This is a genomic window from Spongiibacter sp. C9W, from assembly GCF_057370015.1.
The window spans coordinates 2793356-2817901 of the sequence record NZ_CM170672.1; the positions used below are offsets into that span (position 1 = coordinate 2793356).

20 protein-coding genes are annotated in these 24546 nt (G+C 57.8%); 12 read left to right on the forward strand and 8 right to left on the reverse strand.

Going from position 1 to position 24546, the window contains the following annotated elements:
* Nucleotides 1-17: 17 nt before the first annotated feature.
* A complete protein-coding gene (locus tag AC2Q8J_RS13255; RefSeq protein ID WP_424144841.1) occupies nucleotides 18-2675 on the reverse strand; it encodes an AsmA family protein in 2658 nt (885 codons plus the stop codon).
* 114 nt (nucleotides 2676-2789) lie between these two features.
* On the opposite strand from AC2Q8J_RS13255, the gene sfsA reads away from it, so the two are divergent.
* Nucleotides 2790-3488 (forward strand): DNA/RNA nuclease SfsA, encoded by a 699-nt coding sequence (gene sfsA / locus AC2Q8J_RS13260; protein ID WP_424143117.1) that lies wholly within the window; start codon nucleotides 2790-2792, stop codon nucleotides 3486-3488.
* On the opposite strand, the gene AC2Q8J_RS13265 is transcribed toward sfsA, so the two are convergent.
* Together AC2Q8J_RS13265 and AC2Q8J_RS13270 are read right to left on the reverse strand one after the other, a co-directional pair.
* Nucleotides 3485-3823, reverse strand: coding sequence for a Rieske (2Fe-2S) protein (locus tag AC2Q8J_RS13265; protein ID WP_286839220.1), 339 nt, complete (start codon nucleotides 3821-3823; stop codon nucleotides 3485-3487). The genes sfsA and AC2Q8J_RS13265 overlap by 4 nt on opposite strands.
* On the reverse strand, nucleotides 3820-4890 hold the full coding sequence (locus tag AC2Q8J_RS13270) for a patatin-like phospholipase family protein (protein ID WP_286839218.1): 1071 nt from the start codon (nucleotides 4888-4890) through the stop codon (nucleotides 3820-3822). The genes AC2Q8J_RS13265 and AC2Q8J_RS13270 overlap by 4 nt, the downstream gene beginning before the upstream one ends.
* A 64-nt stretch (nucleotides 4891-4954) precedes the next feature.
* On the opposite strand from AC2Q8J_RS13270, the gene AC2Q8J_RS13275 reads away from it, so the two are divergent.
* From AC2Q8J_RS13275 to AC2Q8J_RS13285, 3 genes are all read left to right on the forward strand, one after another.
* A complete protein-coding gene (locus tag AC2Q8J_RS13275) occupies nucleotides 4955-5719 on the forward strand; it encodes a M15 family metallopeptidase (protein ID WP_286694615.1) in 765 nt (254 codons plus the stop codon).
* 29 nt (nucleotides 5720-5748) lie between these two features.
* Nucleotides 5749-6507, forward strand: a complete 759-nt coding sequence (gene cysE, locus AC2Q8J_RS13280) for a serine O-acetyltransferase (protein WP_204996345.1) — start codon at nucleotides 5749-5751, stop codon at nucleotides 6505-6507.
* Nucleotides 6508-6697: 190 nt separating this feature from the next.
* Nucleotides 6698-7177, forward strand: a complete 480-nt coding sequence (locus AC2Q8J_RS13285) for a hypothetical protein (protein ID WP_027873981.1) — start codon at nucleotides 6698-6700, stop codon at nucleotides 7175-7177.
* Here the strand turns inward: AC2Q8J_RS13285 and AC2Q8J_RS13290 are convergent.
* The 5 genes from AC2Q8J_RS13290 to nirB all read right to left on the reverse strand — a co-directional run bounded on the left by AC2Q8J_RS13290 (nucleotide 7174) and on the right by nirB (nucleotide 12499).
* Complete coding sequence (locus AC2Q8J_RS13290; RefSeq protein WP_486451501.1) at nucleotides 7174-8190, reverse strand: SO_0444 family Cu/Zn efflux transporter; 1017 nt, start codon at nucleotides 8188-8190, stop codon at nucleotides 7174-7176. The genes AC2Q8J_RS13285 and AC2Q8J_RS13290 overlap by 4 nt on opposite strands.
* A complete protein-coding gene (zntR, locus tag AC2Q8J_RS13295; protein WP_286694613.1) occupies nucleotides 8187-8621 on the reverse strand; it encodes a Zn(2+)-responsive transcriptional regulator in 435 nt (144 codons plus the stop codon). Before zntR ends, AC2Q8J_RS13290 begins: the two co-directional genes overlap by 4 nt.
* Before the next feature lie 159 nt (nucleotides 8622-8780).
* Nucleotides 8781-9308 carry an inorganic diphosphatase gene (ppa, locus tag AC2Q8J_RS13300; RefSeq protein WP_027873978.1) on the reverse strand — a complete coding sequence of 176 codons (528 nt, stop codon included), beginning with the start codon at nucleotides 9306-9308 and terminating at the stop codon, nucleotides 8781-8783.
* Nucleotides 9309-9563: 255 nt separating this feature from the next.
* The gene (nirD, locus tag AC2Q8J_RS13305; RefSeq protein WP_204996310.1) at nucleotides 9564-9881 is read right to left on the reverse strand and encodes a nitrite reductase small subunit NirD; all 318 of its coding nucleotides are present in this window, start codon (nucleotides 9879-9881) and stop codon (nucleotides 9564-9566) included.
* 68 nt (nucleotides 9882-9949) lie between these two features.
* Complete coding sequence (nirB, locus tag AC2Q8J_RS13310; RefSeq protein ID WP_486451502.1) at nucleotides 9950-12499, reverse strand: nitrite reductase large subunit NirB; 2550 nt, start codon at nucleotides 12497-12499, stop codon at nucleotides 9950-9952.
* Nucleotides 12500-12911: 412 nt separating this feature from the next.
* On the opposite strand from nirB, the gene AC2Q8J_RS13315 reads away from it, so the two are divergent.
* The 8 genes from AC2Q8J_RS13315 to AC2Q8J_RS13350 all read left to right on the forward strand — a co-directional run bounded on the left by AC2Q8J_RS13315 (nucleotide 12912) and on the right by AC2Q8J_RS13350 (nucleotide 24544).
* A complete protein-coding gene (locus AC2Q8J_RS13315; RefSeq protein ID WP_286839209.1) occupies nucleotides 12912-14384 on the forward strand; it encodes a NarK family nitrate/nitrite MFS transporter in 1473 nt (490 codons plus the stop codon).
* 56 nt (nucleotides 14385-14440) lie between these two features.
* Nucleotides 14441-16135 carry a bifunctional protein-serine/threonine kinase/phosphatase gene (locus AC2Q8J_RS13320; protein ID WP_486451503.1) on the forward strand — a complete coding sequence of 565 codons (1695 nt, stop codon included), beginning with the start codon at nucleotides 14441-14443 and terminating at the stop codon, nucleotides 16133-16135.
* A gap of 401 nt (nucleotides 16136-16536) precedes the next feature.
* Nucleotides 16537-17736: an alginate export family protein gene (locus AC2Q8J_RS13325; RefSeq protein WP_486451504.1), complete on the forward strand. Its 1200-nt coding sequence runs from the start codon at nucleotides 16537-16539 to the stop codon at nucleotides 17734-17736.
* Nucleotides 17737-17890: 154 nt separating this feature from the next.
* Nucleotides 17891-19261: a UDP-N-acetylmuramate:L-alanyl-gamma-D-glutamyl-meso-diaminopimelate ligase gene (mpl, locus tag AC2Q8J_RS13330; RefSeq protein WP_486451505.1), complete on the forward strand. Its 1371-nt coding sequence runs from the start codon at nucleotides 17891-17893 to the stop codon at nucleotides 19259-19261.
* Between the two features lie 2 nt (nucleotides 19262-19263).
* A complete protein-coding gene (locus AC2Q8J_RS13335) occupies nucleotides 19264-19863 on the forward strand; it encodes a flavin prenyltransferase UbiX (protein WP_486451506.1) in 600 nt (199 codons plus the stop codon).
* Nucleotides 19864-19923: 60 nt separating this feature from the next.
* Nucleotides 19924-22581 carry an efflux RND transporter permease subunit gene (locus AC2Q8J_RS13340; protein ID WP_486451507.1) on the forward strand — a complete coding sequence of 886 codons (2658 nt, stop codon included), beginning with the start codon at nucleotides 19924-19926 and terminating at the stop codon, nucleotides 22579-22581.
* On the forward strand, nucleotides 22571-23173 hold the full coding sequence (locus AC2Q8J_RS13345) for an LON peptidase substrate-binding domain-containing protein (protein ID WP_374973737.1): 603 nt from the start codon (nucleotides 22571-22573) through the stop codon (nucleotides 23171-23173). The genes AC2Q8J_RS13340 and AC2Q8J_RS13345 overlap by 11 nt, the downstream gene beginning before the upstream one ends.
* A 51-nt stretch (nucleotides 23174-23224) precedes the next feature.
* Entirely contained in the window at nucleotides 23225-24544 is a 1320-nt protein-coding gene (locus AC2Q8J_RS13350) for a glutamate-5-semialdehyde dehydrogenase (protein WP_084498004.1), read from the forward strand.
* The last annotated feature ends 2 nt before the right edge of the window (nucleotides 24545-24546 follow it).

Consider the following 24546-nt stretch of genomic DNA (forward strand, 5'->3'; position numbering starts at 1 on the left):
CCAGGGCTCGGGCTCTCTTAGGTCTTGGGCTGAGTCACTTGTTCTGTGCTGGCCGGTGCGGCGGGGTTGTCAGCAGGTTGCAGTAACTCCGGAGGTAGTTCGTCAGCGCTGGGAATTTCTTCCAAGGCGCCATCACAGGCACTTCCCGAATACAGCGCGCGCTTCATTAAACCCTGCGCGACCAGCGACAGACCGCCTGTATAAATGGCTGCACCAGTAGAGAGACCCGAGGTAAACATACCACCGGGGTCGGCCTCCACGCGCGGTTTGCTGAAGCTGCCTCCCAGTCGCACCAAGCCGGCGGCGGCGCCAACATTAATGCCAACGCCCTTGCGAGCGATGGGCGAAATACCGAACCGCAACTCTTCGTTGGCAAAATCGATATGGCCTGTACCGATAATCTTACTGGCCTCGGTTTCCAGAGCGATGCCGTCGTTGCTAATGAATTTGCCGTCATTGCCTTTAAAGTGCACGGCCAGACACTCGATCTGTGTGGTGCTGCGTTTTTCCCGAAAGGGATTGAGCTTGTTAAACGTTTCAGTGAGCACGTCGCTACCGATCAGGTTCAGCGCATTGCCCTTGGCCTCCAGGTCGGTAATTTTGATATCGACCTGGCCGTTGAGGGAGGCGGCCAGGTCAGCAGGGCTGTTTCCGCTGGCGCGCAGATTAAGGCGTATATCGCCAGTACCACCGCGGATGCCCGCCGCTTTTTCCAAACCGAGCTTGCCGTAGTCGCTACCGTCAACACGGATTTCACTGCGCAGTTGCGGGCGCTCGCCGTTGGCGTCCAACCGCGCGGAAAGCTGAGCTTCACCGCCGTTGGTGAGAATGCGACTGTCGCTGAGAGTCAGCACACCTTTCTTCACGCTGGGCGCGAGAGCGGCTCGCTTAATGTAGGTATAGCCGGTATCGACATCTTGAAGATCAATGTTTAGCTGGCCTTCGAATTTATGCAGAGCATCAAAGGCGATGGGGTCTTTACTCAGCAATTTTTTGCCGCGCGGACGCGGCGTGCTGGTTTGCGTAGAAGCGCTTTCATTAGCGGGCGAAGTGAAGGCCATCGAGAGGTTTTTAAGGGTTAATTGGCCGTCTAGGTGGCCGTACTCCAAGGCCTCAGGCGTGTTGTATTCCAGCGTTACATCGGCCTGTTGCTCACCCAGTGAGGCGGAACTGTTTACCGTGTAGCGCTGCGCCTCACTGGCGAACTCCCCGGTTAGTTCCAGCGCGCCGGCTTCTTGCCAGGGCAGCTGTGCCAGTGCCCAAAGGTGTGCGCTTTGTGGCGCTTGCGCGCGGACCTTTAGCGCGTTGCCAGCCTTGCCGTTGAGGTTAACGTCACCTTCTATATCGATGTTTACGCCGCGCTCGCTTAATGCCAGTTCTAATCGGGCATCAGCGCCTTCGCTCTGCGGTGCCAATGGCGTCAGGCGCAATTCCCCCGTTACGTCGTTTAGCTGGCGTTGGCTGGCCGCCTCACTTACCGTGGCAATACTAAAGTCCGCGGACAGCTGCTCGCCCGTTGTGGCGGTGACCTTCAGTGCATCCAGTTGCCAGCCGCTGGCGAGCAGTCGCTCAATCGCGAGTGTTGCTTTCACTTCTGGTTTGCTCAACCACTGCCAGTCCATCGCGGTCTCAGCTGGTTCTGCTGTCGTATCGGTCTGTGTTGACTCCTGCGGGGCGGGCGCGAAAATTTCCTGCAGTGCATCGACATTCAATGCGGGGCTGCTCAGCGTGGCGTCGACCTGCGAAAAATCAGTGGCGATGGTCAGGGTGCCAGACAGGGTGTTATCGCCAAGGGCCAGGGTGGTGTCGCTGAGCTGGTAGCCATTGTCGATGACTAAGGTTGTGGCCAGGCGGCTTTCGGGTAGCGCTGGTGCATGCTCCAAGCCTGCCATGGTTGCCAGTGCCTCCAGGCGCTGCAAGGCGAGGGATAGATCTATGCGGCTGCCGGATAGGTCCGGGCTTAGCGATAGACGGCCCTCGCTTTTCAGTTGTGCATCTTCATGTTCGATGGCGAGTTGATAGTCCAGCACACCGGCACTGGGATCAAACAACACGATATCCCCGCTCACCAAAAAATGGTGCTGGGCATAGGCCAGCTCCAATGAGAGGTGACCGTTCGCTGTTTCACTGCGCTCACCTCTCACCTCGGGCAGGTCGATGTGATAGCGCTCGCCGTCGGCGCGCAGAATATGAATATGGCTGTCTAGTAGGACAATTTCCTGAAAATTAAAATCGCCCGGTAATTGCACGGGGGCAGGGGAAGAAGGCTCAGTATCTGGCGGAGGGGTTTCGCCGTTGCCACGTAGTTTGCTGGTCAGCCAGTTGAGTTCGCCCTCGCGGTTGTGCTCCAGGTTAACGGTGAGTCCTTGGCTGTGCAGCGACCAGAAGGCGCCGTCGTCAAAGGGGGAGGCGATAAGCTTCAGCGACAAGGTGTCTAGGCGTAACAGTGTCGGTTCGGGCCAGTCGGGATTGCGAAGCTCCAGCCCCTTCAGCTCCAGCCGCAGTGGGCTGCGGTGGGAACTGAGCGACTCGAAGGTGATGTCGAGACCGGCAAAACGCTGGCCGCCCGTCGAGATTGCGCCTTGCAGAAGCTGTGGCTGAATAACAATGACGGTGATGCCAATGATGATGAGTAGCAGTAAAACACTGACGCTAAGCAACAATTTTTTTAACATTGTGCGCTGGGCTGCCCCTGATTAACAATCTTAGTGGGTAGTGTGAGAGCTTCAGGATAGATGTGCAACGTCGATCACGTCGCTGAGAAAACAAAATGAAAAGGGTGCCCGTTTATGCAATGGCCGTCTCCTCTGACTCCCGCTGTACTGCTTCGTCGCTATAAGCGATTTCTCGCCGATGTGCGCCTGGAGTGCGGCACCGAGTTGACCGTACACTGCCCCAACACCGGTGCCATGACCGGTTGCGATACGCCCGGTAGTCGCGTGTGGTTGAGTTACAGCGACAACCCCAAGCGTAAGTATGCCTACACCTGGCAGTTGGTAGAGGTAGACGGTAACAAGGTGTGTATCCACTCGGCCTTGGCCAATAAGCTGGTGGCCGAGGCCTTGGATGAACAAGTGATCACAGAGCTTGCTGGGTGTTCAGGCTATCAAACTGAGCAGCGTTTGCCCGACGGCAGTCGCATCGACTTCGTCCTGGAGACAGCAAGTGGCCCCTGTAATGTGGAGGTTAAATCGGTAACCCTGTTAAGCGAGGACGGGGGCGGTCGTTTTCCCGATGCAGTGAGCACGCGGGCGCGTCGCCACATTCGCGGCTTGCGTGAACACGTTGCCGCGGGCGGGCAAGCGGTGCTGCTTTTTGCGGTGTTGCACGAGGGGATTAACGCGGTGGCAGCTGCGGCGGATATCGACCCCGCCTATGCGCGCGAATTGGCTGAAGCTCAGCGCGATGGCGTGCAACTGCTGGCATATCGCGCGCAGATTGATGAGCAGGGGATGCGCCTGCAATCATCGCTGCCAGTGACGGCTTAGGGCGCCTGCTCGGCGAGTAATTCGTCGAGTAATAGCTCGCCATTTTCTACCCGGCAGCGCAGTGCCTGCAAAGATTGACCCAAGCAGGGACCGGAGACGCATTCACCAGACTCGATAATAAACAGCGCGCCGTGGGTCGCGCATTGGATCAGCGTTTCTTCCACGTCGAGGAATTGGTCTTCCTGCCAGTGCAGCTCAATGCCGAGGTGGGGGCAGCGATTGCGATACAGGTAAACCCCGCCATTACTGCGGACCGCAAACAGTGAGTGACCTTGATAGCTAAGGCCTTTAGAGCCGGGCTCGGGGATCTCGTCAAGGCGGCAAAGTACAGTCACAGTTCCTGGTCTCCGGCGGGGGCGGTCTGGACAAGTCGGTCATCACCTTCGCTATTAAAGGCGTGGCGTATCGCGGGCAGCATGCGATCCACGGCGTCGCGGCCCTCGGCAATGGCCTCGGCGGCATCGCCAAAGTCCAGCAAGCCGATGTGTCCCAGGCGCGGCCACAGCATAATATCCGCCGGTTCGCCGGCCAGGCGAGAGCGGGTAATGCGGTCCTGCATAATATTGATCGAGCTCATCATCACGCTGAGGGTGCCGGGCGCTTCTGGCTTTTTCTCGCTGGGGCTGCGCCAGTTGCTGGCCGCTTCTTTTACGCTGCTGGCAAAGCGGCTGAACGCGGCGGCGAGTTGCGATTCTTCGTCGCCCTCTCCGTCAGTATCCGGGCCGATAGCGGGGTGATCCTCCTCGGCCTCCTCCTCTTCGGCGATCTCCTCTTTGCGCTGCTGCTCGTTGTCGGGCGCGCGAGCGTCTCGCTCAATTTTGCGGCGGCCAACCAAGTCGCTGTTCAGGTCAACGCCAATGGTGATGTCGGCACCGAGGGCGCGGCACACCGACACCGGAACGGGGTTTACCAAGCCGCCGTCCACAAGCCAGGAGTCGCGGTGAGCCACCGGCGTTAATACACCGGGCACCGCCATTGATGCACGTACGGCCTCCCACAGCGGGCCGCGCTGCAGCCACACTTCTCGGCCGCGCTGGAGGTCTGTTGCGACGGCGGCAAAGGGCAGCGATAAGTCTTCGATATTGGGGTTGCCGTATTCACTGATGAAGTAGTCGATCAGTCGTGTCGCGTGAGCCACACCGCCTGCGGCTGTCAGGCTAACACTCATGTAGTGGAAAACCTGGGCGCTGCTCAGTGTTTGAATCCAGGCTGAAAAATCGTCCAGGTGTTCAGTGAGATAGCAGGCGGCAATCACCGAGCCGATGGAAGTGCCGACAATAATATCGGGCTTGATGCCCAGTTCTCCCAGGCGTTGAATAACGCCAATATGTGCCATGCCTCGGGCAGAGCCACTGCCCAGTGCTAACGCGATTTTTTTGTGGTCGGCGGTGTGAGCTTCCACAGTATTTTTGCTCCTGGTTTCGCCACTGAGTTGATGGCGTTACTATGATGCCATGACTTGAAAGGTGGACACTATCAGAACCCGCGACGACATGGACGATTACCGACTGACAGAAGCGCTCCTGTGTGGGCAAGACGAATCGCTGATGGTGGATGTGCTGGGCTGTCCCGTTCATCCCGCGATTGTTGCGCCCTTCGAAGCGCTGCGATCAGATGCCGCGCGCGCTGGCTTTGAGTTGAAAATTGTCAGCGGGTTCCGCGGCTTTGACCGACAGTTGGCGATCTGGAATGCGAAGGCCAGTGGTCGCCGCCCGCTGCTCGATAGCGACGGCCAGGCCCTGTGTTTTAACGAATTAAGCTGTGAGCAGTTGCTCGATGCTATCTTGCGTTGGTCAGCCCTGCCCGGCGCCTCCCGCCACCATTGGGGCAGCGACATCGACGTGTATGACGCCGCGGCGGTGGCCAGTGATTATTCGGTACAGCTCAGCCCGCAGGAGGTGAACGACGGCGGCCCCTTTGCTCCGTTGCACGACTGGCTAGACCACCAACTTGCCAACGGTGCCAGTTATGGTTTCTTTCGACCCTATGCTGAAGACCGCGGGGGTATCGCTCCGGAGCGTTGGCATTTAAGCTATGCGCCGCTGTCGGCACGCTGTGAGTCCGCACTCACGCCAGGGCGATTGCGCCAGGTACTCGCCGAGGCGGATATCGAACTTAAAGAGCCGATACTGACGCACTTAGACGAGTTGTATCGTCGCTATGTTGCTGTGCCTAAAGAGGCATACCCTTCAGCGTATGCACCGCTGTTGGCAGTAGGAGAAGAATATTGAATTTAAGCGTCGCGCAGCTGTGGGCCGCTATGCAGGAGGAGGCCAAGGCCTTTGGTCGCAATGAACCCGTACTGGCCAGCTTTTATCACGCCAGTATTCTCAATCACGGTAGCTTTTCTGCCGCATTGAGTTTTCATATTGCCTCGCGCCTGGGCTGCGATTCGGTGCCCGCGATGCTGATACGCGATGTCGCAAGCGAGGCGTATGCCGCTGACCCGGAGGTGCTCGCCGCAGCCGTGGCTGATATTTGCGCCCACTACGATCGCGACCCCGCCTGTGACCACTACGGTATGCCCTTTCTGTACTTTAAAGGCTTTCAGGCGATTCAGGCCCACCGTATCGCCCATTGGCTGTGGCAGCAGGGGCGCGAGTCCTTATCGCTGTTTTTGCAAAATCGCATCGCCACCGTATTCGATGTTGATATTCACCCGGCCGCGCGCATTGGCCGCGGTATTATGGTCGATCACGCCACCGGCGTCGTGATTGGTGAAACCGCGGTGGTGGGCAATAATGTTTCCATGCTGCACTCCGTGACCCTCGGCGGCTGCGGCAGTGGTCGCGGCCCACGGCACCCACACATTGAAGACGGTGTGTTGATCGCCGCCGGTGCCAAGGTGCTGGGCAATATCACCGTTGGTGAAGGCGCAAAGATCGCCGCGGGTAGTGTGGTGCTCAACCCTGTTGCCGCCCATACCACCGTGGCGGGCGTACCCGCGAAGCCGGTCGGGCGCCTGTCGCGAGAAATCCCCGCCCTGAATATGGATCAGAACATTAACGGCGACAGCTAGCGCCCATGCTCCTTTGAGCCTGAGCCTCGGGCGCGATTTTTGTGCGTCTGTGTCACGGTTTTTGTCGCAGCAGCTTGATAATTTCGTCAGAATGTTTAGATTACAATGTCTGCCAATAGTGACATTGCTGCTGCGGCGGTAGTGACAATGACATAAGAAAACAAAAAAGAAGCATAGATAAGGGGTGCGTGTGAGCGTTAAGTTGCTGGATAACAAAGCTTTTTATGGCTACCGGGTCCGCCGGACAGTGGCGGGTGAGCTCTATCAGGAGTATTTCTCCCTGAAGAAAGACGGTAAGCGCCTAGAGGGACGGGCGCAAAAGGCCATAGAGAAGCAAGCGATGGAACGCGATCAAGAATTAGAAGCGCAGCAAAAGCGCTTTCTGGAGGAAACCAAGGAAGAGCGCTGCTTCAAGCCAGATGGCAGCGTGCGCGGTATCAGCTATCTGTTGAAGACCGAGAAGAGTGGCAATTTGACGCCGATCTTTCAGGTGGGTGTGGCGTCAAAGGTCGAGAAGAAGACCGTGTGCACGAGTTTTTCACTCAATGCTCACGGCAGTGATGAGGCTTGGCATCGCGCGGTGGAAGCCTATGCGAAACATAAAACGATTCACAAAAACTCTAAACTCTATCAGCGCCTGTTAAGCGCCAAGCCCAAGGTGGCGTCTTAAGCGTTAAGTAAGCGGCCGAAGGTCTGTTGGCGCAGCGGTTTAATGGCCGCTACTGCCAGCACGACCAGCGCGGCCACTGCCAACCACTCGGGCAGCATGCTGTGCTGGTGTGCCTGCCCGCCGCTAATCTCCCAGTTAAACAGACTCACCAATTGGTCTAGCAACAGACCCGCAGCGATACTAATGGTGCTTACCGTACCCAGATAGGCAACGAGCGCGCGGCGTCCCAGTTCCTTGTGCACCATTCCCACCGCCGCGATATTGCTGGCCGGGCCCGCGAGCATAAAGACCAGCACCGCGCCAGGTGATACGCCCGCCATTAGCAGTCCTGCGGCGATGGGCGTGGACGCGCTGGCACAGATATACATGGGAATACCTACCAACACCATTACGACCATGGCAAGGGGGCCGCGGCCCCATTCGGCCAGCCAGGCCGCTGGCACAAAGGTCTGCACCGCCGCCGCAAACAGCATGCCCACCAACAGCCAGGGCAGCATGTCCTCAAGCAGTCGCCCGAAGGTGTAGTGAAGGCCCTCTCTCCAGGTGGTTTTCGTCGGTGCGGCAGAGCGCTTTGAGCAACAGGACGTTGTTGCCTCTTCTTGTATTGCGGGTTTGCTATCGTTCCAGCCCGTTAACAAGCCCGCGGCAATGGCATTGACGATGGCCACAATGGGCCGCGCGATGGTCATCACCGGCCCCAGTAGGCCGTAGCTCAGGGCAATGGAGTCGACACCGGTCTCGGGTGTGGAAATCAAAAACGATACTGTTGCGCCCTTCGACGCGCCGGCGCGTCGCAGTCCCATCGCCACCGGCAGAACGCCGCACGAGCACAGGGGCATGGGGGCGCCAAATAGCGCCGCTTTGATCACCGAGCCAATACCGGGTTTGCCCAGCTGCCGTTCCAGCAGGGCATTGGGAATCCAGGCTTTCATCAAGCCGGCAAGTACCAAACCCATAACGAGTAGGGGGGCGGCGTCCAAACTGAGTAGGTAGAGGTTGTTGAGGAAATTCATGCGTGCTGCTCCTGCTGGGCACTGAGTTCGTCATCGAGCGCTTGCAGGATACTGCAGTGATTGGCGGGAACATCGCCACCGCAGCAGGCCTCGACAACCCGGCTCAGGGCGTCGCGGATGCTTTTCAGCTCACTCAGTTTTCGTTCAACCTGCGCGAGCTTCTCTTGGGCAATGCCCTTCACTTCGCCACAGGACTTGGCTTCCGGGTCGACGCGAATGGCCAGTAATTCGCGAATATCGTCGAGGCTGAAGCCCATGCTCTTGGCGCGCAGGATAAACTCTAGCTGCTTAATAGAGGCAGTGTTGTAAAAGCGATAGCCATTGGCGCTGCGCCCGGTGGCGGCCAGTAAGCCCTCGCGCTCGTAAAAGCGCAATGTTTCCACTGTGCAGTCGAGCTTTTTAGCGAGTTCTCCAATCCTTAGTTGAGCCATGGTGATTCCCCTGATTCCGTTGCTACTGAGATCAGAATAGAGCTTGTAGGTTACTACAGGGTCAAGGCTTGGCAGTAGGTTTGTTAAGAATGGCGATAAGCCGGGCACAAAAAAGCCCGGGCTCTTTTCAGAGACCGGGCTTTTTTTAGGCGGCGCTACTTAGCCTTTGTAAGCAGCAGCGGCTTTTTCAACTTCGGCCAGGGCTTCTTTGCTGCCTGCCCAACCGTCAACCTTCACCCACTTGCCTTTTTCGAGGTCTTTGTAGTTCTCGAAGAAGTGCTCGATCTGCTGGATAAGCAGCTCGGGCAGGTCAGAGGGCTCTTTTACGTCTTTGTAGAGCACGCTCAGTTTGTCGTGGGGAACGGCCAGCAATTTGGCGTCTTTGCCCGCTTCGTCGCTCATGTTCAGAATGCCGATGGGACGGGCACGAATCACTGAGCCGGGAACAACGGGGTAGGGTGTCACAACCAGTACGTCCAGCGGGTCACCGTCTTCAGACAGGGTGTTGGGGATGTAGCCGTAGTTGGCTGGGTAGAACATTGGGGTGGCCATGAAACGGTCAACCATCAGCGCATCGTACTCTTTTTCAATCTCGTACTTGATAGGGCTGCTGTTTGCAGGGATTTCGATGGCGACGAAAATATCGTGCGGCAGTTCTTTGCCGGCTGGGATCGAGTTATAGCTCATGAGTCGTTTCCGTTATCAGCTGTGTGCAAGGTGAAAAAATCGCGCTGATTATACCCGCTAGGGCGGGTTAACACTAATTTGATTCACAGCCGTGCCGGCCGGCTTTTCGCCGGCTTCGGCCTGACTTTGAGGCCAGGGGCTAACGGTTGCCAGGGCGCTTAAGCAAATTGCGGCGGGGAAAGGGAGTGGTGAAAGGGCCGGCTGCACGGGGAGTTGCCGCCGGCAAGGGGGAGACTAATCCTTGGAAGGTGCGTTTTATAGTTGGACCTGCACCAGGCCGTTCTCGTTGCGCGCGGGGAAGCGACGCACAGAGATACTGTCGTCTTCAAGGCAGTGTCCCGCCTCCAGACTGAAATGCTGTTTGTACAGTGGTGAGGCAACCACTAGCGTGTCGCCGACGCTGCCAACAATTCCCCGCGCCAGCACATTGGCGCGACTGAAGGGGCAGTGGTTGTCCAGTGCGAAGATGCGGTCATCGACGCGAAAGACAGCAAGCTGCGTGTCGCCGACTAAGGCGGCGGCGCCAGCATTGGGTAAAATGTCGTCGAGTGTGCAGACGGTGGTCCAGCTCATAGCTAATCTCCATACTTGTGCGAGGTTTCTCGCTACGTTGCTCTGTGTGGCTCCTGTCAGTGAGACCTTCAGGCAACAGCAATTAAGTTGTTGTTGAGTTGTTTTTCTTCTTCGTTGGCGGGCCTGATTTGACCGCGCTCTTCCACGAAAACAATGTCTTTGTCGCCGTCATCGGCATTCACGAAGGATCGGAATTGTTTGAGTTTTTGCTCGTCTTCGATGGTGGTCTTCCACTCGCATTGGTAGCTGTCGACCACGCTTTGCATATCGCGCTCCAGTTCGTCGCAGATACCCAGTGAGTCGTCGATGATGACCTGACGCAGATAGTCCAGACCGCCCTCAAGGTTTTCCATCCACACCGAGGTGCGTTGCAGGCGGTCGGCGGTGCGCACGTAGAGCATCAACAAGCGGTCGACGTATTTCACCAGGGTTTCGGTATCGATGTCGGAGGCAAAGAGGTCGGCGTGGCGGGGCTTCATGCCACCGTTGCCGCACACGTAGAGGTTCCAGCCTTTTTCCGTGGCGATCACGCCAACGTCCTTACTCTGCGCTTCGGCGCACTCGCGGGTACAGCCAGACACCGCCATTTTTATCTTGTGGGGTGAACGCAGGCCTTTGTAGCGGTTCTCCAGGTTGATGGCCTGACCAACGCTGTCTTGCACGCCGTAGCGACACCAGCTGGAGCCCACGCAGGACTTCACCGTGCGCAGCGACTTGCCGTAGGCGTGGCCACTTTCAAAACCGGCATCGATCAGTTCCTTCCATATCGCCGGAAGTTGGTCGAGGGTAGCGCCGAACAAATCCACCCGCTGGCCGCCGGTGATTTTGGTGTACAGCTTGTATTTTTTGGCGATGCTACCCACGGTGATCAAGCCGTCCGGAGTGACCTCACCGCCTGCCATGCGCGGCACAACAGAGAAGGTGCCGTTGTTCTGCATATTCGCGAGGAAGCGGTCATTGGTGTCTTGCAGGCCGGCGTGCTGATTTTCCAGAATGTACTCGTTCCAGCAGGAGGCGAAGATGGATGCTGCCGTCGGTTTACAGATGGCGCAGCCTTTACCGGAACCGTGCTTCTCCAATAACTCGTCAAAGGATTTAATACCGCCTACGCGGATTAAGTGGAACAGCTCCTGGCGAGTGTAGGGGAAATGTTCACAGAGGTCGGTATTCACTTCAACACCAAGTTTGGTGAGCTCAGCGTTGACCACCTGGCCCACCAGGGCGGTACAGCCGCCGCAGGTGCTGGCGGCCTTGGTGCAGCTTTTTACATCGCCAACGGTCAGTGCGCCGCCCTGCACCGCCGCGCAGATATCGCCCTTGCTGACGTTGTTGCAGCTGCAGATTTGCGCGCTGTCGGGGAGGGCATCCACCCCGAGGCCAACGCTCGCACTGCCGTCAATATTGGGGAGAATCATCGCTTCCGGGTGTTCGGGAAGCTCGATGCCATTGAGCGCAAATTGCAGCAAATTGCCGTAGTCGTCGGCATCGCCCACCAATACCGCGCCGAGCAAGTGCTTGCCGCTTTCGCTAACCACTATCTTTTTATAAATCTCGGCTTGTTCGTCGATAAAGGTATAGGACTTGGCACCGGGGGTGTTGCCGTGGGCGTCTCCAATCGAGGCAACGTCGACGCCCATTAGCTTGAGCTTGGTGCTCATGTCTGCGCCGGTGAACTGCTTGTCGTCACCGTTGCCAAGGATATGCGCAGCGGCGACGCGGGCCATTTCATTGCCCGGCGCAATCAGGCCAAAGATGCGTTGGTTCCACAGCGCGCATTCGCCAATGGCATAGATGGCGGGGTCAGAGGTCTGGCAGTAATTGTTTATGGCGATGCCGCCGCGTTCGCCGATCTCCAGTTCGCACTGGCGAGCCAGCGCATCTTGCGGGCGAATACCTGCAGAGAAAACCAGAATGTCGGTTTCCAGTTCTGCGCCGTCAGCGAAGGACAGCTTGTGCACACAGTGCTCGCCGTCGCCGATGTTTTGCGTGTTTTTCTGGGTGTGCACTTCAACGCCAAGGTCTTCGATCTTACGTCGCAGCAGTGCGCCGCCGCCGTCGTCGACCTGTACCGCCATCAGGCGTGGCGCGAATTCAATGACATGGGTTTTCAGGCCCAGGTCTTTAATGGCTTTAGCGGCCTCCAGGCCGAGTAGGCCGCCGCCCACCACGGCGCCCACAGAGGCATTTTTTGCGGCCGCGGTGATCGCTTCAAGGTCTTCGATGGTGCGGTAAACAAAGCAGTTTTCGCGCTCGTGGCCGGGAACAGGGGGAACAAAGGGGTAGGAGCCGGTTGCCAGCACCAGCTGGTCATAGTCGTAGTGGCGCCCTGAATCCGTTGTTGCGGTTTTTGCATTGCGATCAATGGCGACAACTTTTTCACCGCATCTAACGTCGATATTGTTTGTCGCGTAGAAGCCATCGGCAACCATGTTTAGCGCGTCGGCTTGTCGCGTTTCAAACCAGGCCGTCAGGTGTACGCGGTCGTAGGCGGGGCGGGGCTCTTCGCCGATTACGGTGATCTGGTAATCCGTCGCGCAGCCACTTTCGACGATTGACTCTAGGAATTGATGTCCAACGGGGCCGTTGCCCACAACAAGCAAGCGCTGTTTATGGCTCATAGTGACGTCCTTTGCTTCTTTCTACCATTGGCAGCACCGGGGAGTGCTGCATTATTAATGTGCCCTGGGGCGTGTAACAGGCATTAAGCAAAAGACGTGCCAGTGAATTTTGTGTTTATTATGTGTTTGATTTATATGGTTTTTGTATTTTTGTGCTCGAACTTGGGGCGCATTTTGGTGCTTTGTGGTGTGGCGCGGCTGATTGTTTCTGGGGCGCGCTGCTTCATCGGGGGGCGAAAATTCAGGTCGCAGGCGGTTGGCGGTGGTGGCTGGCACTTGCCTGGTCGCGTTAAGTCGTCGCTAAGTCATATTTATTGTTAACAATATCAATTGCTTAGTGGGTTGGTGTTGATGTTTGGCACGGCGTTTGCTCAGCAGCAAGCAAATTCCTCGTTGGCTGAATGGAGCTACTATGTCGTCCTCTACATTAAATTTGCTCGATCTCAAGCAGGATAAAATCCGCTTGCTGCATCTGAGCTGGTTTGCCTTCTTCCTGACTTTTGTCGTGTGGTTTAGCCACGCACCGATGCTGGCCTCTATTAAAGAGGCCTTCGATCTTACCGGGCAGCAAGTGAAAGCCCTGATGATTCTCAATGTGGCGCTGACGATTCCCGCCCGCGTGGTGGTTGGTATGCTGGTGGATCGCTACGGTCCGCGCATTATCTACTCGGCACTCCTCGTTAGTGGCGGCGCCATGTGTATCGCGTTTGCGTTTGCCGACAGCTATGAAACCATCGCGCTGCTGCGTTTTTTAATGGGTTTTATTGGCGCGGGCTTTGTGATTGGTATTCGCCTTGTTGGTGAGTGGTTTCCCGCGCGCCAGGTCGGCTTGGCCGAGGGCGTTTACGGTGGCTGGGGTAACTTTGGTTCGGCGGCAGCCGCGATGACCCTGCCAACCCTGGCGCTGATGTTCGGTGGCGACGATGGCTGGCGCTACGCCATTGCCAGCACGGGTGTGATGGCAATGATCTACGGCGTGTTCTTTTACTCACGTGCGCGCAACACGCCCAAGGGGTCTACCTACTTCAAGCCAAAGAAAAGTGGCGGCTTGGTGGTAACCAGCAAGCGCGACTTGGTGTTTTACATTGCCATGTGCATCCCCATGTACCTGGCGCTGGCAGTACTGACCTGGAAGCTGTCGCCGTCGAATCTGGGTATGTTAAATGGCGTTGCCGCAATGTCGCTTTACGGTGTGCTGGTGGTGTTGTTCATCGTGCAAGTGAGCCAGATTCTGCGCGTTAACCACGATGTATTGAATAATGTAGAAATCCCCGCCATGCAGAAATACCCCTTCAAGCAAGTGGCTATTCTGAATGTTGCCTACCTGGTTACCTTTGGCTCTGAGCTCGCGGTGGTATCGATGTTGCCGCTGTTCTTTATGGAGACCTTTGAGCTGACCGCCGTAAAAGCGGGCATGTTGGCCTCCGGCTTTGCATTCATGAACCTGCTTGCTCGTCCCAGTGGCGGCTACCTGTCTGACCGGTTTGGCCGTCGTCGCTCGCTGAGCATTTTGATCTGCGGTTTGGCGGTGGGCTATATGCTGCTCAGTCAGATCACGTCAACGTGGCCGCTGCTGCTGGCGGTATTGGCGACCATGTGTTGCTCCTTCTTCGTACAGGCTGGCGAAGGTGCGGTGTTTGCCATCGTGCCGTTGGTCAAGCGCAGTATGACCGGGCAGATTGCGGGTATGACCGGCGCTTACGGTAATGTGGGTGCAGTTATCTTCCTGACCGTCCTCAGCTTTGTCGATGCTTCCAGCTTCTTTATGGTGATCGCCGCTTGCGCTGCCTTTGTGTTTGTTGCGGTGCAATTTATGGAAGAGCCACAGGGACACATTGCCGAATACAACGACGATGGCAGTGTGGCGCTGATTGAAGTGAGCTAGTCTGCAACCTCAACTCGAAAAGGAGTGGTGTTTTGCACCTGGATGGTGGACTGAAATTGAGCATAGCCCAGCGCAGTAGCGCTGGGCTTAAGCCGTTTAATGAGGACAGTCTCGGCGCGCGAGTGCCCGAGGGTTCACTGCTGACGACCAAGGGCGCCGTCGCGGCTATTGCCGATGGTGTGTCGGCGGCCGAGGCGGGCAAAGAGGCGGCGGAAAGCTGCATTACCGGCTTTCTGAATGACTACTTTTCAACGCCTGAGTCATGGTCGGTGAAGCGCTCCGCGCAACAGGTATTAAATGCATTGAATCGCTGGCTGTTTGCCCAGGGTCAGGGCTATGCGCAGGCGGAAAAGGGCTATGTGTCTACCCTGAGTGTGGCGGTATTTAAGTCCCAGCTCGCCCACTTGTTCCATGTGGGGGATAGCCGCATATACCGGCTACGCGACGGCGCGCTGGAACAGCTGACGCGCGACCACGCTCGGCGCATCTCTCCGGAGCACGCGTATTTGACCCGGGCAATGGGGCTGGACGTCAATCTCGATGTCGACTATCGCTCAGTCGATATCTGCTGTGGGGACCTGTTTTTACTTTCTACCGACGGTATTCACGACGTGCTGCCTGACGAGCAGATTCGCCAGCGCCTTGCCGAGGCGTCCGGTGCGCTGGAGCCCGCCTGCGAGCAGTTGATCGACGATGCATTGGCCGCGGGCAGCAAGGATAACCTCAGTTGTCAGCTGCTGCGTGTAGAGGCGCTGCCGCTGGCCGATGCCGACGATGTTTATCAGCAGCTGAGTGCCTTGCCATTCCCGCCGCCGCTGCCGCCGGGTGCGGTGGTCGACGGTTTGCGCATTGAAGAAGAACTTCACGCCAGCCCGCGCAGCCAGTTGTATCGGGTTGTGGATACTCGCAACCAGCGCCAGTTAGTGATGAAAACGCCGTCATTGCTGTACTTGGATGACCCGGCCTACATCGAGCGCTTTGTGCTGGAGAGCTGGATCGCGAAGCGATTGGAGCATCCGGCTGTTGTGTCGGTGGTTGAGCCGCCCCAGCGGCCAAGCTGTTTGTACTACCTTGCTGAATATATTCCCGGTCAGTCGCTGGCGCAGTGGATGGCCGCGCGCGACCGATCGGCCGTGAGTGAGGCGGTGGCGGTGCTCAGTCAGTTGGCCAAGGGCCTGCAGGCGATGCATCGGCGCGATACCCTCCACCAAGACATTAAGCCCGACAATGTAATGATGGACGGTGATGGCAGGGTGCGCATTATCGACTTTGGCAGCTGCCATGTGGCTGGCTTAGCTGAGATCGCGGTGCCGTTAGAGCGTGATCATATTCTGGGTACCGCGCAGTATTCAGCACCGGAGCACGTATTGCGCAAACCGCCGAGTGCGCGGGCTGACCAGTTTTCCCTGGCCGTCGTGGCCTTTGAAATGCTCTGTGGAACCCTGCCCTATGAGGGCAAGCTGGAGCAGTGCCGCAGCGCCGGTGATTACTCGCGCCTGCAGTACGTTTCTGCCAGTGATTACAACCCGCATATTCCGTATTGGATGGATCGCGCGCTAAAGCGTGCGTTGAGTATTAACCCCGACCTGCGGTATCACGACATCGCAGAGTTTATGCACGATCTTCATCACCCCAACCCCAGCTATCAGGTCAGGGAATTTCAGCCCTTGGTTCACCGCAACCCCCTGCGGTTTTGGCAGGGGGTCAGCGCCGTCTTGCTCGTGGCGCTGCTATGGAGCTTGAGCCGATAGCGGAGGGCTTTTGCTGGGCTGCGTGGTGGTGTGCAGTATTGTGGTGCGCCAAAAATGCCGATTGCACACTTCTACATGCAATATTTTTGGGCGCGGTCGTCTTGTTATGAGGCGCCGCTAAAGGCGCGTCGTCGTGTTTTGGGGCGGCTCTGGCTTTTGAGGTTTTTTGAGCGAATTGTTTTTCGCTAACGTATTGAAAATTATAGAAATAAATTAATTGTTTTGATCTCTTCGCGGCTGGCATACCGCTTGCTAAATATCCCTGCGATGGGCGACGTCGCCCAAACCGAATGCCCACAATAATAGGTGTTAGAGATAAACGGCGTTCTCAATTCGGCCTGATGGTCGTGGTGCTGCCGGCCTTGTGTCGGCCGATAAAAAATAGTGTAGGAGAGAACTGCATGAGAGTTATTGCAAACGCCGTACTGCTAGGAGCCGTGGCGGCAACCTTGCCAGCCACCTCATTTGCCGATTCCCTTGCCGACGCGTTGGCAAACGGCAAGGTGTACGGTGACTTTAGGCTGCGTTATGAAGCGGTGAGTCAGGACAATGCCCTGGATGATGCCAGTGCCCTTACCCTGCGTAGCCGGCTGGGATATCAGACCGCCGCCTATCAGGGTTTTTCCGCGCAACTGGAGTTTGAGGATAGCCGCATCGTCGCGGGAGAGGGCGAGTTCAGTGCGCCGCCAGCCGGGTATAAAGCCGGGCAGTACTCGGTGATTGCCGACCCGGAAACCACCGAGCTGGATCAGGCCTTTCTGCGCTACCAGCACGGTGGGCTAACGGCCAAATTAGGGCGACAGGTCATCACCTACGATGGCCATCGATTTGTCGGGCACGTGGGTTGGCGTCAGGATCGCCAGACCTTTGATGGCATCTCACTCAACTATCAAGCCAACGATGCATTGTCGCTGAGCTACGCCTACCTCGGGCAGCGCAATGGCATCTTTGCCGAACAGGCGGATAAACAGGCCAAAGATCACTTGTTAAACCTGCGTTTCAACAGTGCGGTGGGCACGGTGACGGCCTATTCCTATTTATTGGAACTGAATGAGGCGGGCGAAGACCGTCTCGATACCACTGGTGTGAGCGTGAAGGGGGCGAAGCCTCTGGCTGAGGCAAAGCTGCTATACCACGCTGAGTTCGCTCGTCAGCGGGCCGACACGCCGCTGCTCGATGCCGATGCGGAGTATATGCTGCTTGAAGCCGGGGTCGCCGCCGCTGGTTTAACCGCGAAGGTTGGCTACGAAGTACTGGGCAGTGACGACGGCAGCTACGGCTTTGCCACGCCCCTGGCGACGCTACATAAATTCAACGGCTGGGCCGATATTTTTCTCAAAACACCGGCCGGCGGTTTAGTTGACCGTTACGCCTCGCTGGGCGGCAGTCTTGCCGGTGGGAAGTGGGCGCTGATTTATCACGACTACCGCGCGGACGATGACGCCGCGGGTGCCGATGCCTACGGCAGTGAAGTTAACGCGGTGTACAGCCGAAAATTTGCCAAACACTATTCGGTGGGAGTGAAGTACGCCGCCTATTCTGCCGATGAGTTAGCCGTAGACACCGATAAGTTATGGTTTTGGGTGGGCGCGGCGTTTTAACCCTGTTGCGCTCGCTTTTGCGCAATGTCACAGCCGGCCTCTGGCCGGTTTTTTATTGCTTGAGCGTATTAATGGTAGGCGCAAGCCAGCCGTAGAGCTTACTCGGGTGCAGTGATACCATGCCCAGCTAAATTCGACGGTCGAAGCACGAGCAATGCATATTCATATCCTTGGTATCTGCGGAACCTTTATGGGCGGGTTGGCCATTCTTGCGCGCGAGCAGGGGCACCGCGTTACCGGCTCTGATGCCAATGTGTATCCGCCGATGAGCACCCAGCTCGAAGCCCAGGGTATTGCGCTGATGGAAGGCTACGACCCGGCGCACCTCGACCCCGCGCCGGACCTTGTGGTGGTGGGCAATGCCATGTCGCGGGGCAACCCGGCCGTAGAATATGTTTTAGAAAGAGGTTTACCCTATACCTCGGGGCCGCAGTGGCTAAGCGAACATGTGTTGCAGGGGCGCTGGGTGCTGGCTTGTTCCGGCACACACGGCAAAACCACCACCAGCAGTATGTTGGCATGGATATTAGAGAGTTGCGGCTATGAGCCGGGCTTTTTGATCGGGGGTGTGCCCGCCGACTTCGGGCTGTCTGCGCGTATCGGCAAGTCGGACTTCTTTGTGATCGAAGCCGATGAGTACGACAGCGCTTTCTTTGATAAGCGCTCCAAGTTTATCCACTACCGTCCGCGCACCTTGATCATCAACAACCTGGAATTCGATCACGCCGATATTTTTGATGACCTGCACGCCATTCAGCGTCAGTTTCACCACGTGGTGCGCACCGTACCCGGCAGCGGCCGCATTATCACCCCGGCGAGCGTGCCCGCTATTGAAGAAACCCTGGCAATGGGTTGCTGGAGTGAGCGCGAGCAGCTGAGCGTTAGCGGCGATACTGCCGAGTGGCAGCGCGGTGAATGCAGTGAGGACTACTCGCAGTTTCGCGTGCTGCATCAAGGGCAGGATCAGGGGCAAGTGTGCTGGCAGCACACTGGCGAGCACAATGTGGCCAACGCTTTAGCTGCCATCGCGGCGGCGCGGCATGTCGGCGTCCTGCCGGCTGACAGTATCGATGCGCTCTGTCAGTTCCAGGGCGTGAAGCGCAGAATGGAGCTGCTCGGCTGCGTAGACGGCGTGTCGGTCTACGATGATTTTGCCCACCACCCCACCGCCATTGAAACCACCTTGCAAGGCCTGCGCGGTCGTGTGCAGAAAAACGGGCGAATTATTGCCCTGATAGAACCGCGCTCGAATACCATGCGTATGGGCATCTATAAAGACCGTCTGGCAGCCTCGACGGCCTCGGCAGATCGCGTTATTTGGTATCAGCCACCCGGACTGGACTGGTCGCTTGACGGCGTGATCGCCAACAGTCCCGTGCCCGCCGAGTTAAGTCGCGACCTCGATGCCTGTCTCCAGCAGCTTGTCGCCATGCTGCGCAGCGGTGACCACGTGGTCATCATGAGTAACGGTGGCTTCGGTGGTATTCATCAGCGCCTGATGACGGCGCTTAATAACAGGGCCTAATTATGAAAGCGGTAACCTTGGCAATGACCGGCGCATCGGGCGCGCAATACGGTTTGCGCCTGCTCGAATGCCTGCTGGCCGCGGGCTGTCCGGTTCACTTTATGATCTCCAAGGCGGCGCTGTTAGTCGTGGCAACAGAAACCGACGAGCCCCTGCCAGCCAAACCCCAGGCCCTGCATAAACATCTGGTGGAGCGCTTTGGTTGCCCGTCCGATCAGTTGCAGGTGCACGGGCCGGAAGATTGGATGGCCGCCGTGGCCTCGGGCAGCGGTGCGCCAACCCGTATGGTGGTCTGCCCGGCAAGTACCGGCACCTTGTCAGCCATTGCCTGTGGCGCCAGTAATAATTTAATTGAACGCGCCGCCGATGTTGTGCTCAAAGAGCGGCGTCAGTTAATTTTGGTGACGCGAGAGATGCCCTTGTCGAGCATTCATCTGCAGCATATGCTCAGCCTCAGCCAAATGGGCGCGACCATTATGCCGGCGTCGCCAGGCTTTTATCGGCGCCCGACAAGCGTGGATGAGATCGTCGATTTTGTCGTCGCGAGAATATTGGACCACCTCGACGTAGCGCAAACGCTGCTGCCGCGCTGGGGTGAATAACGGCCGTTACCGGCCCGGACGCAGAGACCCTGTGCCCGATAATGACAATAAGGAAACACCATGACTGGGCGGCTTGCCAACGCATACCAGACACTGATTCTCCGCAATGCTACCTGGGTGTTGCTGCTGTTGATGGCGGTGACCGGATTCCTGGGTAGCCATATACCCGCGATGAAGCTCGATGCCTCCTCCGAGGCTTTGGTGCTGGAAGGGGATACGTCGCTGGAGTATTTCCGCGAAATCAGCAAGCGCTACCAGACCGAGGACTTCCTGCTGGTCACCTACCAACCTGAGGGCGACCTGTTCGCGCCCCAGCAGCTGGAAACCATCGCCAAGCTGCGCGATGACCTGGCGAAGCTGCCGCGGGTGTCGAGCATTAATTCTATTCTCGATGTGCCCTTGTTGCAGAGCCCGCCAGTGAGCCTGGGTGATGTCACTGCGGGTGAGATTCCCACCCTGGGTGACGGCACTGCCAATGTCGACATGGCGCGCGAGGAGTTTGCCAACAGCCCTATTTATCGTTCGCTGCTGACCAGCCCCGATGGTACGACCACGGCGCTGCAGGTGAACCTGGAGCGCGACCAAAAATTCTATGAACTGCTGGACGCCCGCGATGTGCTGCGCGCCGACGCGGCGCAGCGCCCCCTGACTCTGGACGAGCAGGCCAAGCTCGAGGCGGCCGAACAGGCCTTTGATGACTACGTCACCGAAATTCACGGCCGCCAGGAAGCCCTGGTTGCTCAGGCGCGAAGCGTGCTCGACAACTACCGCGACGGCGCCAAATTGTTCCTCGGCGGTGTGCCAATGATCACCGTGGATATGATCGACTTTGTAAAAAGCGATCTGAAAGTGTTCGGTACCGGGATATTGGTGTTCATTGTGGTCTTGCTGGTGGTGATTTTCGGCAGTCCGCGCTGGGTGCTGATTCCGCTGCTGAACTGCGTGGCCACGGTCACCTTCATGCTGGGGCTGCTGGCCTTTATGGACTGGCGACTCACGGTTATTTCCGCCAACTTTGTCGCGCTGCTGCTGATTATTACGCTGGCCATTACCATCCACTTGGTGGTGCGCTACCGGGAGATTTCGGCGCTGTCGCCGCAAAGCAGCCAGCTGCAGCGAGTGAGCGACACCGTTCGCCTGATGGCGCGGCCCTGTATCTACACCGCCCTCACCACGCTGGTGGCCTTTGCGTCACTGGTGGTCAGCGGTATTCGTCCGGTCATTGATTTCGGTTGGATGATGACCATGGGGGTGATGGCGGCGCTGATACTCAGCTTCCTGATTCTGCCCTGTGTACTGATGCTTTTGCCCGCCCGCGAAGAGAAAAACGGCGCCGGTGGCGAGGGCGCTTTTACCCGCTATTTTGCTGTTGCTACCGAGCGTTTTGGCGGCACCATTGTGGTGGTGTCGGTAGCCTTGCTGGCGGTGAGTGCCTGGGGTATTTCACAGCTTAAAGTGGAAAACCGCTTCATCGACTACTTCCACGAAGACACCGAAATTTATCAGGGCATGGAAACCATCGATGCCGAGCTGGGCGGCACCATCGGGCTGGATATTATTCTCAATCGCCCGAGTGAATCGTCCGCGCCGGCGGTTGCCGACGGTGCGCCTGCCGCCAATGATGCCCCTGTCGACAATGCCGCCGCCGAGCAAGCGGGCGAGGAATTCGATGCCCTGTTTGGCGACGCCGAATTCGACGAGGCTGACGACAGCTTTGCCGCTGAGCAGGGCGACGACTTTGCCGATGATTTCGCTGGCGACTTCGATGCGGGCTTTGACGATTTCAGTGCCGGCGACGATTTTGGCGGCAGTGCTGCCAGTCCCCAGAGCGAGTGGTTTACGGTGGCGGGCATGCGCCGTATTCAAGAGGTGCACAACTATCTGGACAGCTTGCCCGAGACGGGCAAAGTGCTGTCCCTGGCCACCTTCTACGAGCTGATGCAGATGATTATGGGGAATGTCGACGACCTGCAATTGGCGCTCGCTCAGCGCTCACTGCCGACGTCGATCAGCAGTATTCTGCTCGACCCCTACTTGTCTGCCGAGGTGGATCAGGCGCGGATTAGCCTGCGGGTGAAGGAAACCAGCCGCAGCCTGGAGCGCGATGCCTTTCTTAAGGAAGTGCGCAGACACCTGATTGAAGAACTGGGTTTTGAGGAAGAACAGGTGCGCCTGACGGGCTTACTGGTGCTCTACAACAATATGTTGCAGAGCCTGTTTACCTCGCAAATTTTGACCTTGGCCGCAGTGTTCGTCGCCATCCTGGCAATGTTTATGGTGCTGTTCCGCTCCTTTAGTCTGGCGATGATCGCGCTGACGCCCAACCTGTTGGCCGCCGGTGCGGTGCTTGGGGGGATGGGACTGGCCGGCATTCCGCTGGATATGATGACCATTACCATTGCGGCGATCACAGTGGGTATTGGGGTCGACGACACCATTCACTATGTGCACCGCTTCCGGGATGAATTCCCTCGCGACCGCAACTATCTGCAAACCATGTATCGCTGCCACGGCAGTATCGGCAAGGCGATGTACTACACCTCGGTGATTATCGTCTTTGGCTTCTCCATTCTGGCGCTGTCGAACTTTACCCCGAGCATCTACTTCGGCCTGCTCACCGGTCTGGCAATGATCGCTGCGCTCATGGGCGCGATGTTGCTGTTGCCGAAATTGATCCTGATGATTCAGCCACTGGGGCCGGAAGGTAATGCACGCTGAGCAACAAGATCACTACCCACTGTTTCCGCTGGGTGGTGTGTTATTTCCCGGTGGCCGCATGGCGCTGCGTATCTTCGAGCGCCGCTATCTGGATTTGCTGCGCAATACCCTGCGCGACGACGGTCACTTCGGCATTGTTCACCTGCACGCCGGCAGTGAGGTGGACGGTAAGGGCGATGAGCCGCGTATCGCCGCCGTGGGCTGCCAGGCCCGGGTCGTGGACTGGGATCAAACCGAAGACGGTTTGTTGTCGGTGGTGGTCGAGGGCGGCCCGCGTTTTCGCCTGCTGCACAGCTACCGCGACGACGCCGGGCTGAATCGCGGCCGCGTTGAATGGCTCGGCGAACAGGCGGATATTCCTCTGCCGGAAGAGGCTGAAGAGTTGTCTGCCTTGTTGGCGCAGTTGTTGGAGCACCCCCATGTGCAGCGCATGGGTTTCAGTGCCGAGGTCAGCGGCACCGGTGAGCTGGTCAACCGCCTCGCCCAGTTATTGCCGCTCAGTCCAGAGGATGTGTATCCGCTGCTGGAGATAGACGAACCTCTGCACCGGCTAGACGCCCTGCACGACCTGCTCGAGAGCCTTTCACAATAGCGAGCCTGTGCATCGCCACCGATAGTGAGTGCCGCCGCATTCCGGTATACTGTGCGTTTTTTCCGCCCCAGCACGGGCGGGCAGTTCGCGCAGTATTCAAGGGGATTCGCGTCGATGGAAGTCAAACAGTATATGCAGCAACTCGGACAGCAAGCGCGCGCGGCTTCGCGGGTGTTGGCCGCCGCCGATAGCGGGGCAAAAAACCGCGCGTTGCTGGCCATTGCCGAGGCGGTAGATGCTGCCCGGCAAACCATTGCTGACGCTAACAAAAAAGATCTACAGGCCGGTGAAGCGGCGGGCCTGGATGCCGCATTATTGGACCGCTTGGCACTCACGCCAGCGCGTATCGACGGCGTGATCGAAGGCCTTCAACAGGTGGCGGCGCTGCCCGACCCCGTTGGTGCTATCAGCGACATGAACTACCGCCCCAGTGGTATCCAAGTGGGTAAAATGCGCGTGCCCCTCGGTGTGGTCGGCATTATTTATGAGTCGCGTCCCAATGTTACCGCCGAGGCAGCAAGCCTGTGCTTGAAGTCGGGCAATGCGGCAATTCTGCGCGGCGGCTCCGAAGCTATTCATTCCAATCAGGCGCTGGCGGCGTGTATTCGTCAGGGCTTGGCGGTGGCCGGGCTACCTGAAACGGCGGTGCAAGTGCTGGAAACCACCGATCGCGCCGCCGTTGGCGAGCTGATTACCATGCCCGAATACGTGGATGTGATCGTTCCCCGTGGCGGCAAGGGCTTGATCGAACGCATTTCGCGCGATGCTCAGGTAACCGTTATCAAGCACCTCGACGGCATCTGTCATGTTTATATCGATGATGCTGCCGATGCCGACAAAGCGCGCGCCATTGCCCTGAATGCCAAGGCCCAGCGGTTTGGCACCTGCAATACCATGGAAACACTGCTGGTTGCCGAGAGCCGCGCCGAAGAATTACTGCCTGGCATCGCCGAAGATTTACAAGCCGCTGGTGTTGAGCTGCGCGGCTGCCCGCGCACCCGCCAGGTATTGATGGGCGCCGTTGAGGCCAGCGAAGAAGACTGGGCGACAGAATATCTGGCGCCGATCTTGTCGGTGAAGGTGGTGGCCGGTATCGATGAGGCGATGGACCATATCGCCCAGTACAGCTCAGGCCACACCGAATCCATCGTTACTGAGAACTACACCCTGGCGCGTCGCTTCCTGCGCGAAGTCGATTCCAGCTCGGTAATGATCAATGCCTCCACGCGTTTTGCCGACGGCTTCGAATACGGCCTGGGCGCCGAGATTGGTATTTCCACCGACAAAATTCACGCCCGTGGCCCGGTCGGTCTGGAAGGACTGACATCGCAAAAATGGGTGGTGTTCGGCGACGGCCATGTGCGGAGCTAAGC